Here is a 15,117-nt window from a genome sequence, read left to right as displayed (position 1 = left end):
GTTCTTGGCATCCACAATTCAAATTTGAGAGCTTAAAGCTAGTGGTAATCGGTTACGCTCATTAAAAAAGCCCTCATAGCAATATGAGGGCTTCAGAATAAGAATCAAACAGTGTTGTTATTGGTGTGTTAAGCGCAATGCTCTACGTTAAGCATATTGTTCCACTGTCATCGCCCAATTTTTCTTTTGTTGTTCAAAATTCATTTTGATTTGTTGGTAGCGAACCTTAAGCACAGAGTGTTCGTACTTTTTCACAACGTCTTCACGTTTACTTTCAAGTAGCTGTTTTTTGACTTCGTAGTATTCGTTCATGTTTGATACTAGAGCATCGAACTCTTGTTGAAGCTTGTCTGCGATTTGCTGTTTGTCGGCACGGTGCATGATTTTCTGCTGAGTGCGTTTCAGTAGCATTGTCGCTTCGGCCTTTTCAATACGAGCTTGTGGTGTTTTCTTAAGCTTACTTGCTAGGCCCATCAATGAAGCACTCTTAATCAACCATTTCGTTGGGTCGTATTGCCACCAGTAAATGCCATTACGGTAGTCGTTCTCAAAGATGTGGTGGAAGTTGTGGTAGCCTTCGCCAAAAGTGAGTACTGCTAACACACCGTTATCACGAGCTGTGTTTTTGTCAGTAAAAGGTTGGCTACCCCAGATATGAGCAAGAGAATTTATGAAGAAAGTTGTGTGGTGGTTAAGTACCAAACGAACCGCACCCGCGATTAACAACATACCAATCACATCGCCGTAAATCACACCTAATGCGATAGGAACACCAATGTTCATGAGCAATGCTAGCAGAACGTAGTGCTTGTGCTGCCACATCACGATCTTGTCTTTCTTCAGGTCACGACAATTCTCGTAATCAGTATACATTGCTGTGTTGTAATTACGGATCATCCAACCAATGTGTGAATACCAGAAGCCACGTTTGGCTGAGTATGGGTCTTTGTCGTTGTTGTCGACATGCTTGTGGTGCACACGGTGGTCAGAAGACCAGTGTAGTGCACTGTTCTGGAGAGCAAACGCACCGCCCAAAGCAAACAGGAATCTTAGGCTTGAATGCGCTTCAAACGCTTTATGAGACCATAAGCGGTGATAGCCTGTTGTGATAGACAGATTACAAAAAGTAAAACAGACCGCTAGCCATATCCAGTGCTCCATTCCATAGCCAAAAAAGTAGCCATAAACGGGAGCCGCAACAACAGCAAGCAGCATACTAGAAGAGAATACAAAAATATTGAGCCAGATTAATGGTGGCTTCTTTGTTGATGGTTTGTCAGCACTATTCATTAGCAAAATTTCCATTGGGCTTACATCTGTGCGCTAGAATATCAGCGTACACGTGTAAGTCAATATTGAAAGTGTAAACGTGTATTAGTATGTTTTGCTTAAATATTGTATAAAGGTAGTGTGAAATGTAGTAACAAGTCATAAATGGAAGTACTAAGGGCTAATAAATGGAAATTAAGGTAGCTGAATATAAAGATTATGAGCGGATTGCCCAATTACACGCGGATAGCTGGAAGCTATATTACCGTGGCATTCTTGCTAATGATTACTTAGAAAATGATGTTTTGGAGGACAGATCTGTTATTTGGCAGACTCGTTTGATTAATCCTCCTTTTAACCAACATGTTTTATTGCTTGAAGAGGGCGGTTTACTGGTTGGTTTTGTCTGCGCGTTTGGTAATCACAACTTTGAACGTGGTACGTTCATTGATGCGTTACATGTAGACAATAATTACCGCGGTCGTGGCGTAGGCAAACGTCTTTTGTCTGAGTTATCGAAGTGGTTACAGCAATATTATTCGGATTCAGGACTGTACCTAGAGGTGATGTCTGAGAATCACCAAGCCATTGCGTTTTATCAAGCGATTGGTGGCAAAGAAGAACTAGAGCAAGTTTGGAACGCACCATGTGGGAGCCAAGTGAACGAGAAGGTGATTTCTTGGGGTTCTCCAGAGGAGCTTGAACAAAAAACGGCGAGTGTTGTGTATTCTTAACCCGTAATTAAACATGCCTTATTTTTAACGAACTAACGTTAATTTAAGTGCGTTTAGAACGAATAAAAAAGCCCCAGACTGAATAGGTCTGGGGCTTTCTCATTTTTAGAGCGTTAGTGGGTTTCTAGTCCGACCAAGAGATGCAATTTCTTCCCTTCTTCTTCGACGAATACAGAGCTTGATCGGCATCGTTGATGAGTTGTTCAACCGATCCTAAGGCTTGAGTCACATGCTTGACACCAATAGATACCGTGACTTCAAATCGAAGCTGGGCTGGACAAGCCAATAAGTCGTCTGCAAGCTGCTTAATGCTTACCTCACTCTCGTTTTGGATAATGACCAAAAACTCTTCACCTCCGTAACGAAAGCAGGTGCTGTGTTGTGGCAAGGTGTCTTTAATAGCTTCAGCCAAATCTTTGATGACCGCATCCCCGGTCTGATGGCCATAGGTATCATTGATTGACTTAAAGTGATCAACATCGATCATGATAGTGGTCATTGAAAGCTGTCGGTCAATGTTCGGTTCAATAACTTGATGCAGATACAGTCGGTTATAGCACCCGGTGAGTGCATCTTGATACGAGAGAGCTTCAAACAAGTTAGATTGCTTACGTAGCTGGATGGCTTGTTTACGAAGCTGTTCGGATTGAGTAAAGCGTTTATGCACTTCGAAATCTCGTCTTAAACAAGAGGCTGCAATAAGAATATAAGCTGAAGCGTATACGGAAATCGTTTCCAATTCGTGACTAGGCTCTGCTGCGTAAAGTGGTGGTGCTAAGCCAACGAGATAGCATAAGAAGATAATGGTCAGCGCGCTTAAACTATATCGAGCGGACATTCTGGAAAATGTCCCAACGTAGATCATCACGAGGATGGTGCCACCTTGATAATCTAAGTTCCCAAAATCAATGGCGATGCGACCAACATAGACGAGAAATAGGGCGCTGATGACCAGAAGACAAGCTTCGAGCTGCTGTAAGTGGTTAGGTTTATGTTTGATGCAATAAGCCGCAACGAACATCATGATGACGAAAAGTATCGTTCTCAACACCACAGGGAAAATACATTGTGCCCCAAAATTGATGTAATCGGAGATAATGAAAGTAAAGAATATGGTAATAGGTACGTAGATGAATTTTACGTACGGTAGATAGATTTCATTGTCGAAATAAGTCTTAAATCGTTGGTTTTGAAATCCGGGGTATGAACGCATTTGAGGTAAATCGCTACTGTGTCACAATAATTTGGTGCAAGTATGTCTACGTCGATGATGGTTGTAAATGCGAGTTTTTATTTATGTGACAATATGTTAGTTCTATCATCATAGGTGTGCAGTTTTTATGCTCACGCTCTAATTTTTCGCTGTCAGAGCGTGAATATCTTATAATTTCAAAGACGTTAGCGCTTGTTTTTTAAGTAACGCTTACGGCGCTCTTCTTTCTTCTTAATCTGTTGTTCAGCTTTCAATGCAGCCGCTTCTTCAACTTCAACCAGTTCTTTAGTAATCATCTCTGGTAGCTCTAGCGTAACTTTACCTAAAGTACCGCTGCGAAGTTCGTGAAGAAGGATTTCAGAACATTTGTGAATGTCTATATGACCACCTGCACGAAGTGCACCGCGCTTACGACCAATGGCTTCCATCAATTCGATATCTGACTCTGGCAGTTCTTCAATTTGGTAGCGTTCTTTCAAAAGGTGAGGGTACTGCTTAGCTAGATACTCGACGGTGTAGAATGCGACTTCATCGTATTCCATTGCCGTGTCTTTAACCGCACCTGTAGCGGCTAGGCGGAAGCCACTGTGTGGGTTTTCTACTTTAGGCCAAAGGATTCCTGGAGTATCTGAAAGGATCACGCCATTTTGAAGGTTGATACGTTGTTGGCGACGAGTTACTGCAGGTTGGTTACCCGTTACCGCAATCGTACGTCCAGCCAAACAGTTGATGATGGTCGATTTACCCACGTTCGGGATGCCCATGATCATTGTACGAATATTCTTACCCATCTGTTCACGGTGCGGTGCTAATTTACGTACTAGCTCCATAACGTGGTTAACTTCTTCTTTAGCGCTGGTGGTAATCGCAATCGCCTTAACGCCTTGCTCTTTTTCGAAGTGCTCAATCCAACGCTCAGTAAGCTCAGGATCCGCAAGGTCGCGCTTGTTCAGTACTTTTACACAAGGCTTATCGCCGCGCAGTGAAGAGATCATTGGGTTTTCACTACTGAACGGGATACGAGCGTCCAGTACTTCGATGATCACATCAACCTGTGGGATAACTTCTTCGATTTCTTTGCGGGCTTTATGCATGTGACCCGGAAACCATTGAATAGACATAGAGATAAACCTTGATAAATATATTTGCTGCACATTGTAAGGGTTCGCTAGGGCGTGTAAAGCGCTATATCGCCTAGAAGAACTACAGAAAAAGACATTTGCGCAAAGATTCTTGGGAGTTCAATTGAAATTGACTACTAAGTTACAATTTAGAGCGCAGTTATCATATGGCTAACTCTTTGATTAAGTTTTAAAAATTTCAGGTTAGCTAGTGAGGGGACGCATTATTTGAATCGATTATTTCAGGGGTAAATAATGCGTGTATCTGCTTGGTTTGCCTCAAAGGTAAATCGAATATTACTAGGGGAACCTATGTTGGAGGTTGGTTTGATTGTACAGATTGAGCTAGGCTTTTTATTAGCTGCTTACGTTCAGCTTGAGCAATGTATATAAATTGGTCGTTGTAGCTTTTGTCTGCGTTGATATATTGTTCGAAGTTAACCGGTACTCCAGCAACCGAAAGCTCTAAATGCAAGTGAGGTCCAGTTGTTCGGCCTGAATTCCCAGTAAGACCGATTATCTGACCTTTAGTGATGTATTCCCCAGCTAAGACATGTCTTTCTGAAAGATGAAGGTAGCGCGCGTAGTTTCCATCAGTGTGCTTTATGGTTAAGTAGTTACCTGCGAAACGGTTATATCGAGACTTCAAAACGACACCGTCGGACAACGAATGAATCTCTGTGCCAATAGGTGTCGCGTAATCCGTTCCAAAATGAGGTGCAATTCGATTCGTTATAGGGTGTTTCCTGTTTAAATCGAATGATGAACTTACTCGATAATGCTTAGCAAGAGGGAATACATAGTCATTGTTTATTTTATATCCATTTTCGTTATAGATATTATCATCCGCCCCTCTCATAGCAAAAAATTCTATATCACTACCTAAATAGTAAAAAGCACTGACATATTCTGTGTTTGTACCATCATGTTGGGTTTTTATTGAAAACTTATCACCGTTGTTAACTGATTTAATAATGTCAAAATTATCACCTAATAGACTTAATAGTGATTTTAATTCATTGTTCGTCAAACCAGAGGATAGTATAGAACTGACAAAAGAATATTTCACAACCCCTGAAACCATTTCAGATGTCGGATCTGGGGTTGGAATATGAATGCTTTTGGGTTTGGCTATTTTAGGTGCCTGTTTTTTATCAGTATTTGAATGATTGTAGCTTAGCGATATGGCTGTTGAAACGATCAAAAAAACCATCAAAAGGCCAAAGGAAAGGGTGCGGCGACTTAAATGGCTATTTATTTTCAAATACATAAATTATCAATAAAATTCGGTTAATGGATAAAAATAAGAATTAGATCATAATATTTATTTGTTTTTTTTGCATGTTATTTTAGTTCATTCCTTCTTAATGACTGGCTAAAGGCATAGGGTGTGTTTCTAGAGTGATAAAAAACAAACCTTTCACCTTTTGATTTAGATAAATTGTACTTTGCAAGTAGTTATTATGTCATGTTGAGAAAATTTTAGACGATAATATAATCGCGGCAAAATATACTCTGCCAGAATACTATGTTCACTAAAAATACGCTGAAATCAACATTAGGTCTTATTGTTACGTCGCTTATCTTAAGCGCATGTGGCGGTGGGGAAGGTGGAGGTGATAACACCCCGCCAGCAAGGAATACCGGAAGCATCTCAGGTAACGTTTTTGACGCTCCTGTGAGCGGTGCAAAAATTGAGGTGTTTGAATACAAGGATGGAAACCTAGGTAGGAAGTTAGCAAGTACGACTTCCGATGCTTTTGGTGACTACAAGGTTGAATTTGAATCTTCATCGATGCCACTTTTCATCGTAGCTAAAGAAGGCAGTTATACCGATCCCTTAACGAAAAATACAGTGTCTGTCAGTAACGGCAAAACACTGCGTTTAGAAGCCATGCTCAATTACAAAGAAGGGCGTGACCAAAACTTAATGCTGACCCCTTTGACGAACATCGTTTCAGGCTTAACTCAATACAAAGTAGGCAGGGGAGTGTCAGACTCTACTGCTATATCGGAATCACTAAATAGCATTAACGATATGTATGGTTTCGATGTCAATGAAACTACTCCGATAGACATTACTAAAGGTGGTCAAAGTAGTTTTGCTACATCCGGTCACCAATATGGTGCTTTGTTAACCGCTTATTCTTCTTATTCGTACGACCTAATTCAAAAATACGGTGATACTCAGAGTAATATTTACACATCGATGCATTTGGCTGATATCCAATATCGAGATGTCATTGCCGATGGTCTTCTTGATGGGCTGGAAATAAGTACTGTGTCGGGAGGGGTAACCCCTTTAACCTTCGGTCAACAAAAAGTCTCTAGTGATATTTACACTAACGATTTGGCACAGCATGTTCTAATTGTCGTCAATGATCCTAACTTAAATATTTCAGGAACAGACGCAGACGACTATGTTGAGTTTAGCCGTAAGATTAATGACCAAGGCACCAATAGCGGTACTGGCGGTGTGATCCCTCCTCGCGATGAAACCGAAATTGATACCGAAGCGCCTACAGTGTCTAGAACAGACAGTGATGTATTGGCAGGTCTCGATAAAGTGGATATTAAGCTCAATGATGAAATTGGTGTTCAAGGTGTTTCAGCGTACCTTGAATACCAACTGGACGGTGTCTGGTCTCTCGAGAGTCAATGTGACGATGAACAAACTTCGGATAGTGAGTTTTGTTTCTTGGAGTTCGACGGCTTTGAATCTGGTCTTAGAGAAACAAGTATTAAAGTAGGTGTAGACACAAAAGCCATTGACGCGGTAGAAGTGGGACTCTCAAATGTCACTGCGGCACGTTTGGTTTTTTATACGACTGATGTCTTAGGCAACGAATTAGTTCAAGGGCGAGATGTTGGCCAGTATATAAACTTTGAATGGGACAACAATGCACCAGTAATTGAGGTAACTTCAGAAGATACTTTCAATGGTAAAGATGATAACTATTTTCTTAGAGGAATTATAAAAGAAGATTATCAAAATATCGAATCAACGACGGTAAGAATCAATGGAGAACTACCTAAAAATTTAGAATGTAAGCCGATGAACGCTGAGTTTGGTAGCGCTTGTAGCTTCGAAGAGAGCTATCCTGCAGCGGACTTTTCATCATCAACAACTTCATTTGAAATTACGGCGACAGATACGCAAGGGAATGTAGGAATAGAGCCACATACAGTAACTAAGGATGATCAAGCTCCGGAGCAAGTAATTAGCTATCCAAAGAATGCTCCAATGAATTATATCAACGTTAGTGTTGATGGGGAGCGAGTATCTAAAGAAGATGTTTATACGCAAGATACCTACACATCAGAAACGGTTCAATCCACTCGTGATTATTTGAAGATTGATTACATTTACGCGAGTAAGGGGATTTTAAGCTCAATTCCAGGTGTTGATTTCAGTGACTTTAATGTCAACCACCTCAAAGATAACAAAATTCCATATGTTCGTGTCAGAGTTTCAGATGGCAATGGAGATACGGGGTTAGGATCTAGTGCCGACAAACTTAAGCTAGTTGTTAAGTATTTAGTAAGCCCAAATAATGATAACAACTACGCGCTTCAGAAGGTGACCGATACCGTAGCCTCTGCCGCTAAAATACCCCACGAAACTATCTCTGATACTGAAGGGCACGTAAATGAGGTCATCTATTATGTTCCTTTTGTAAAAGAGATACTTGGTGACAACTTCGATTCTACATCCGAGAACAGCAGTCAAAAACTAGTGATTCAAACTATTGACGAGTCTGAAAATGAAAGTGCTGAGCAAGAGGTATATTTTCGTAGTAGTTTCGACTTACCGACAATGACGATTGTTACTCCATTTATCGGGGCTAGTGTGCAATTGGAGGGGTTAAACTCGAAGGGGGAGTTTACCTCGTTAGGAAGATGTACCACTATTCAACACTTAGAAAGTGATGGAACAAATAAAGCACTAGATGTTGCTGGGTGTGAAACAACAACCGATGTAGTTAACTACGACTTTATGCGAGTGCGGCTAATCGGTATTGATGGTAATACACAACCGCATTACTACAAGTGGGAAAGTGATCCGGGTACACAATCAGAACAAGTGAACTTAAATAGCGCGAATATAGGAGCTTACTTCAAACTAAATGGTTCTAAAACTTTTTATATTACCGAGCTAGCAACATACCAGACCGGACTGTTTGACTCTCAATGGAATCAAGTTGAAGCTGGAAACAAGACCCCTGAGAATGCCGCACGAATTTTAGACGACGTAGAATATGCTCTCGCTGGTGGAAGTGACTCATTCTTTGGTTTCGACCCAACGATCGTTTCGTATGCGACGAATGAAATGTTGAAAGGTGCTATTCCGGAAAAACTGCCAAATAATTACATTCATAGGTTTTTAGTAGAAGCGATTTACGACATTACCCAAGTAAACAATATGCTACTAAGTAACTCTGTTGATTTTGCTTCCGCTATTTATGATGACTTGCAGTACGATGGCCAAGCTAACGGTATTGGTAGTGGGGGTAAAAAAATAGTTCTAGATTCATATGAATTTAGCTCAAAGTCTTACCGTAATGACTTAGCGCAATCGTACTATAACATTATGACTGAAAAGTATGGTGTTACAGCTAACCTAGCTCAGCGATACGCCGATCAGATATCAATGGCTAACCCAAGCCTAGATGGCGAACAGATCATAGACGGTGATGTCGAAAGTATTGATAAATCACCGCCTCAACCTTCGCTAAGTATCGAAAATGGCCGAGAAACATGGGTTGGAAATAAACGTTACGTTGCTGGTGTTTTAAATTCGCAGATTCTTTTGGAAGATCCATCTGGCATTGTAGTAGAAGAAGGCAGTCAGCCATCATTTGTTACTATGTGGTATGAAAAAACTGAACCGAATACGGGAACTCCAATTGACCTGAATATTCGAGAGTCAGGTGGTGATAGTTATAAAAAAGAGTATCTATTTACCCTTGATACTGAGTCGTCAAATCTCACAGGTATTGACAAGTTTGAGCTTATAACGAGTGCAATGGACGAGCATGGAAATAGCTATGGTTACAATGGGGAAGATCCCCATATAGAAACCTTATATATCGATAATGATTATCCTTTGGTCACTTACACTCCCCCGATCGGTGGTGACGATAACCCGGTCGAAGAGGGCGTCTACCTGAACACCAATTATAACCAAGAACTCACTTTTACAATTGATGATCCTGTAGGGGATAAGTTGGATAAGCGCGGCCTAACTTTCTATAACGCGGCCACAGGAGAAAGCAATAGTTATGCTCCGAACCGTTTTTCAAGTAATGAAGAAAAATATTTTAAGGTGAAACTATGCTCTGGAGAAAAATGTAGCGCAGAAGATAATATTCTTAGTCCAAAAGATGGTAATTGGACTGTATATGTGAGTGCTGAAGACAATTTGTCTAATATAGTTAACCGTCAGACGACCAATGCTCCTCAATTTAGTGTATTACTTGATTCAAAAGGTCCGGTAGTAAACGGATCTAAAATTGCCAACCATCTGGGTGGTAACTCAAGTTGGGTTCCTGATATTACTTGGAGTTTAAGCCCTGGAAGCTTGGTTAAAGTCGAAATGAAGCCAGAGTCTGGAAGGCGTTTCACTTTACAACAGTACGAAACCGAACCTGAAGAGAGTACTGAACCGTATCTCTTTGGTATTCAGCCTAATGTAGAGGTGAGACTAGTTGCAGATGCATTTAAATATAATGAGAAAAACTTTTTCTACGTAACAGCAACAGACAGCTCTTTTCCATTGGGTACACACAGTGGTGAATTTGAATTCTTAGTCGATAATAAGGGGCCAGTAATTGAACTTGCTGACCCGTGGGTAATAGATACAAACTCCGGTGAAAGCTATGTTCTTGGTACCAATTTTACAGTGAAGATTACGTCAGTATCTGACGATTCTGACGTATCTAAAGTTGAACTTTGGCAACAAGGTCAAGCAACTGCAATACGTTCAATTGACCCCAAAGATCCAACGCAGCCTTTTGATATCGTAATTACAGAAACACAAAGTGACGCTATCGTAATTGGGGAAGACAAAAAGGCTAATCTGTACCTTAAAGCTGTAGACGAATATGGATTTGAATCTGAAACGGAAATAAGAACTATTCTGTTAGATCGTGAAGGTCCATCATTAAAGTTAAATGGGTTTGATCCGGAAAGTTTCTATCTTGGTAATTATGTATTCAACCTTTCTGCTCAAGATTTAAATGACAGGGGAACACCTTCGTCAGAGGGTGTTAACAAAGAAACATTAGAGTATTGGACTTTTAAAGAAAACCCCTCTGATGCAAGCACCTTAGTTGGTGATGAAATGAAGATCCCTTTAGGAGGCGAAAACTATGTCGATAGTGCGACTCGCACAATCAGATTAGGTGGTTCCGACATTAGAGGGAATACGACAAGCGTAGATTATGTGGTTAAAGTTCAAAACTCAAAGCCCACGATTAAATCTGTTACTTTCACATATGAAGGTGGCACACCAGTTTCTTCTGCTGGTGGCCAGATACAAATTACTCGTAGTGAACCTGTAATTATCAGTATTGCTGCCGAAGACGAAAGCGGGATCCCGCTAGTTGAAGGTACTTATAAATATGGTGAACAAACCAACAACATCTCATTTTCTCAGAAAGACGGCTTATGGGAAGCTAGGTTGACAGAGGCCGATCTAACGGAAGACGGAGCCTATCAGCTGGAATTCAAAGTTTATAATAATGTTCGCTATAACTCAGAACAAGAAAGGCCGTCTGCAACAAGGTCAGCAAGTATCAATGTGCAACGTCAAGGCGTAGCTCTGTCAATCGCAAAACCGACTGACTTCCAAAGTCATATATCGGGAAGTACCCTTAATGTTGAATTTGACCCTGTGGGTGAGGTAAAAGCGAGAACATTAGAATGTTGGGTAAGAGAAAATTACACATCAGAAGGTGTACCGGAAGATGGTCCAAACTATGCTTATTCAGGTGTTATAACTAATCCTCAAGAGAATTATAAGTGTAGCGTTACAACTGATGTGAATATGTCTGTTTCACCTGTGGTTTTGATAACTAAAACAGTCGGAACGAATGGCACTGAAACTGTTAATAAGTTCAGCTTTAATATGATGGATATCGATGTCCCAACGGTTGAACAGGACACATATCAATTTACTGGTAATGACGTTGGTTTGAACGACAAAGGTGAGAAAATTTTGAGCTTAACATTGAGCTTCAAAGACAATCTTTCTGGTGTGGATATTAGTGATGGTAATGAGCCATTATTAATAAGAAACCGATTCAACAAGTCTTTTAAACCAAATAGCTGTAGCACGAAATTGGGTATAACGACCTGTTCGTATACAGGTTTGTATTCCGATATTCTCTCTCCAGGGGCGTTACAGCACTTATACACGATTAAGAACTTGTCTGATGTCGCCGGAAACTTAGGTTTGGACCATGCTTTAGAGTTATTGCTTCCAGCCCAAGGCGATTTAGAAATCGCCATTACTAGCCCTGCTGAAAATACTATTATTCGAGGTGAGACCCTTGAAATGAAATTCAAGGTGAAGGTTGGACAAAATTCTGATCTTGAAAATGTCGCCGTAACTCTAGATGGTGCGTCATATAATTTGAACGATAACCCAGAGAACTTTGGCCTTTTCCCTAAGTGTGAGGATGACTATTCTTGCTCTACGTTTACCGCGCCATTAGATGATAAACTTGATGGCAAAAAAATTGAGCCGCGAATACAAATTATTGATGTATGGGGTGAATCAAAGAGCGATGAAGTCCGCGTAACGGTCGATAATAGCGTTCCAAATATTGACGATACAGTTACCCTCAATGAATCTCCGGACGATGCTAACTTGGTTAGATTCCAGTTTTCGGTTTGGGATGAAGGGAGTGGAATTGCAAGCGTTAAATACACGTTAAGCAATCCTAAGCATGTCTTCGATAAAGATAACATTCCCGACAATTCGCATCTCTATTTTGATCTTCCGAAAACTGAGTTACAGGGATTGAATTCGATACGAGTCAATGTCGAAGCAACTGACAATGTAGGTTGGACTCAAAACAAAACGATTGATATTGACATTAGGGTACCAACTATTGATTTGGCTTTTGATGGAATAACAAGTTTACAAGGGGATAAGCTTGCTTTTACCAATGAAAGCCAAGCGTTCACCATTACTTCTGATGAGGGAGAGGATGTTAAAGCTGCTTCCTATTCTATAGATTTGGTTCCAGCTTCAGGTAGCACAATTAAGTTTTCTGGAAAAATAGCCTCTTCAACAGCTTCAGATACGATGACATTTGATATCGATGCTCAAGCTGAGTATATGCAAAAAGTAACCGTAACCGATTCTATCGGGCGAGTCATAACCGACGTTAATGTGCTCAATAAGACTTACGATTCTAAAGGCATTGCGTCCATTGTTGATTACCAAGCTCCGGTCATTTCAAGTATCACCAGTACTCAGGATTCGATGATTCCGGAGGAAGGGCAATATTATTTGGATGTAAGAGCATACGTCTTCGATAAAAATCTAAGCAGTGTTAATTCTACTGCAAACAACGGTACCGATGCCCCGGTAAACCCACAGTTAATTGAAGAACCAATCAAAGACGGTGACCCTTACTTGATACGTTATCTTTTATCTCCTGGCGATTATCTAATAACGGTAACAGCAGACGACTTAGTTAAACACAAGACCGAAAAGTCACTAAATACAAAAGTTGAAGCAGCAAGTATTCCAGAGCTAACAATATCAACGGCAGCATCAATGCCTTTGGCTGGTGGAGTCGAAATTCCTATTTCATTTACCTTTACTGAAGAGGTTAATAAGTTTGAATTTTCAGATGTCGAAATTAAAGCAGATGATGACAATGATATAGGCGCGCTGAAGGAAGCATCATGGAGTACAACAGACAACATAACTTGGACGGTCAATTACATAGCGCCAGAAAAACAAGATAAAAACATAACCATACGGGTCGGTGATAATAGTTACGAAAGCGTAAATACTATCCCCGGAACAGGGGATAGTTTGGTTATGGGGGTCGAGGGTGTTCTGCCAACGCTGACCAAAGTGACATTTGATCCACTGCATCAGGAGATCGGTGAAAATGTAAAAGTAACTCTTGAGTTCGATAAAGAATTACAAGAAGCAACCGCAATGCTTGGTGAAAATGAAGTTAGCTCCTTAACTGTAACGGCCGACAAGAAAGTTTGGGAGGGTAGTGTTCAAGTACCGGATACCAATGAACTAGCTGTGGGTTTGATTGTAAGCCAGTATAAAGATTTGGTGGGTAATGTGGGTGCGCAAGACAGCACACACTCGCTGCCTATCACGCCAACCTTGGACATCACCTCTGTAGGCAGTGTGGACGGCAGCAATGCCGCTGACTTGGCCTTCTCAGGCACCTCGACCCGTTTTGATGGTCAAGGGCTCAGCCTAGAAGTGAAAGCGCAAGGCAGTGAGGCGGTATTAAAAAGTGGCAACGCGACCGTAGCAAGCGGTGGGGCTTGGAGCAGCAGTACCGTTGACATCAGCGATCAACCGAATGGTGCGTACACCGTCGTTGTGACGGGCACCAACGCTTCAGGCGTGCAAGTAAGCGAAAGCGCAAGCTTTACGCTCGCGCAAGCGGTACCGACGTTAACGAGCGTGACGTTTAACCCAACACACCAAGCGATAGGTCAAAGCGTATCGGTCAGTCTTAAGTTCGATAAAGCGCTGCAAGCGGCCAGTGCTGAGTTGGGTGGCAAGGACATCCCGTTGACGCAGAGTGCGGACGCCAGCGTGTGGACGGGCAATGTCGATGTATTAGTCGCGACGTCGTCTGATTTGACGGTGGATTTGGTGGTGAAAGATTACCAAGACTTATCGGGTAATGTGGGTGCGCAAGACAGCACACACTCGCTGCCTATCACGCCAACTATTGGCATCTCTGCGATCAACAGCGGTAACGATGTTAATGAATCAGAGTCACCAACGTTGATTCTTGATGGTACTACGGTTCGTTTTTCTGGAGGTGATAAGTTGAGCCTAAGTGTCACAGACAGTGGGGGCGTTAAAGTTTCAGATGCTGAGGTGCTGGTTGGTGAAAACGGAGTTTGGCAATATGAACTGACTCTTGATCCAGTCGAAGGTGGGTCTGTGACGGTGTCACTACATGGTGCCAATGCACTTGGATCCGATGCTACTTTGGTTGAATCTACATTTACATTAAATAAGGATGTGAACGCTGCAGTGGTCATAGTGCCAAGTTTATTACGACAACTGCTTATTTACGACAAGGGCACAAAACTAGCAGCGTAACGCTAATCGTTATATGGAAGATTAGACAAAGGTCTGCCTATTCGGCAGACCTTTTTGCAAATGTATCTCAGGTTGTTGGAATTTGAGTATGTATCCGGGGCTTAATCATTTTTATTACCCTCAATTTTATTAAGAAAATTATTGTACACCAGTGCCCAATATTGATTAGTTTAGTGATGCTGAGTCATTGAAATGAAAATTATTTTGTTTTTCCTATCTCATTATTTAGTCATATTTTCAGTCAGATAACTAATATAACTGGTGATGCAATCAGAATGGCAATTGCATAGATATTTTGCATAGTAGTTTTTGGTGTTATCTCTATAAAAGTGCCATCTTGATATTAAATGCATAATATATATAGTGTTTATATCACATCGTTATTTGATGTGGTGTTCTGCATTTTGGTACTTTAGTACCACCCTTTTAAGCCAATTTAGTGTTCCAAAA

At 41.1% G+C, this 15,117-nt stretch carries 6 protein-coding genes; 2 read left to right on the top strand and 4 right to left on the bottom strand.

The annotated features are described in order from the left end of the window. Positions 1 to 147: 147 nt before the first annotated feature. A complete protein-coding gene (locus OW495_RS14400) occupies positions 148 to 1,290 on the bottom strand; it encodes a fatty acid desaturase (RefSeq protein ID WP_102514204.1) in 1,143 nt (380 codons plus the stop codon). Between the two features lie 167 nt (positions 1,291 to 1,457). Here OW495_RS14400 and OW495_RS14395 point away from each other — a divergent pair, with 167 nt between their 5' ends. Continuing rightward, positions 1,458 to 2,003: a GNAT family N-acetyltransferase gene (locus OW495_RS14395; RefSeq protein ID WP_102514203.1), complete on the top strand. Its 546-nt coding sequence runs from the start codon at positions 1,458 to 1,460 to the stop codon at positions 2,001 to 2,003. A 124-nt stretch (positions 2,004 to 2,127) separates the two neighbouring features. On the opposite strand, the gene OW495_RS14390 is transcribed toward OW495_RS14395, so the two are convergent. From OW495_RS14390 to OW495_RS14380, 3 genes are all read right to left on the bottom strand, one after another. Next, the gene (locus OW495_RS14390) at positions 2,128 to 3,216 is read right to left on the bottom strand and encodes a GGDEF domain-containing protein (protein ID WP_102514202.1); all 1,089 of its coding nucleotides are present in this window, start codon (positions 3,214 to 3,216) and stop codon (positions 2,128 to 2,130) included. A 185-nt stretch (positions 3,217 to 3,401) separates the two neighbouring features. Next, a complete protein-coding gene (ylqF, locus tag OW495_RS14385) occupies positions 3,402 to 4,337 on the bottom strand; it encodes a ribosome biogenesis GTPase YlqF (protein WP_029223363.1) in 936 nt (311 codons plus the stop codon). A gap of 310 nt (positions 4,338 to 4,647) precedes the next feature. Further along, the gene (locus OW495_RS14380; RefSeq protein ID WP_102514201.1) at positions 4,648 to 5,607 is read right to left on the bottom strand and encodes a peptidoglycan DD-metalloendopeptidase family protein; all 960 of its coding nucleotides are present in this window, start codon (positions 5,605 to 5,607) and stop codon (positions 4,648 to 4,650) included. A 258-nt stretch (positions 5,608 to 5,865) separates the two neighbouring features. Here OW495_RS14380 and OW495_RS14375 point away from each other — a divergent pair, with 258 nt between their 5' ends. Next, a complete protein-coding gene (locus tag OW495_RS14375) occupies positions 5,866 to 14,667 on the top strand; it encodes a tandem large repeat (protein WP_289887156.1) in 8,802 nt (2,933 codons plus the stop codon). The last annotated feature ends 450 nt before the right edge of the window (positions 14,668 to 15,117 follow it).

It is taken from the genome of Vibrio sp. 14N.309.X.WAT.E.F5, from assembly GCF_030397615.1.
In the GTDB taxonomy this organism is placed as follows: domain Bacteria; phylum Pseudomonadota; class Gammaproteobacteria; order Enterobacterales; family Vibrionaceae; genus Vibrio; species Vibrio lentus.
Note: the sequence above shows the minus strand (reverse complement) of the source record. Positions and strands in the feature narration are given on the sequence as shown.

Coding starts and splice junctions, on each gene's coding strand:
- OW495_RS14400 (WP_102514204.1), bottom strand. CDS start 1,290: ATGAATAGTGCTGACAAACCATCAACAAAGAAGCCACCATTAATCTGG.
- OW495_RS14395 (WP_102514203.1), top strand. CDS start 1,458: ATGGAAATTAAGGTAGCTGAATATAAAGATTATGAGCGGATTGCCCAA.
- OW495_RS14390 (WP_102514202.1), bottom strand. CDS start 3,216: ATGCGTTCATACCCCGGATTTCAAAACCAACGATTTAAGACTTATTTC.
- ylqF (WP_029223363.1), bottom strand. CDS start 4,337: ATGTCTATTCAATGGTTTCCGGGTCACATGCATAAAGCCCGCAAAGAA.
- OW495_RS14380 (WP_102514201.1), bottom strand. CDS start 5,607: ATGTATTTGAAAATAAATAGCCATTTAAGTCGCCGCACCCTTTCCTTT.
- OW495_RS14375 (WP_289887156.1), top strand. CDS start 5,866: ATGTTCACTAAAAATACGCTGAAATCAACATTAGGTCTTATTGTTACG.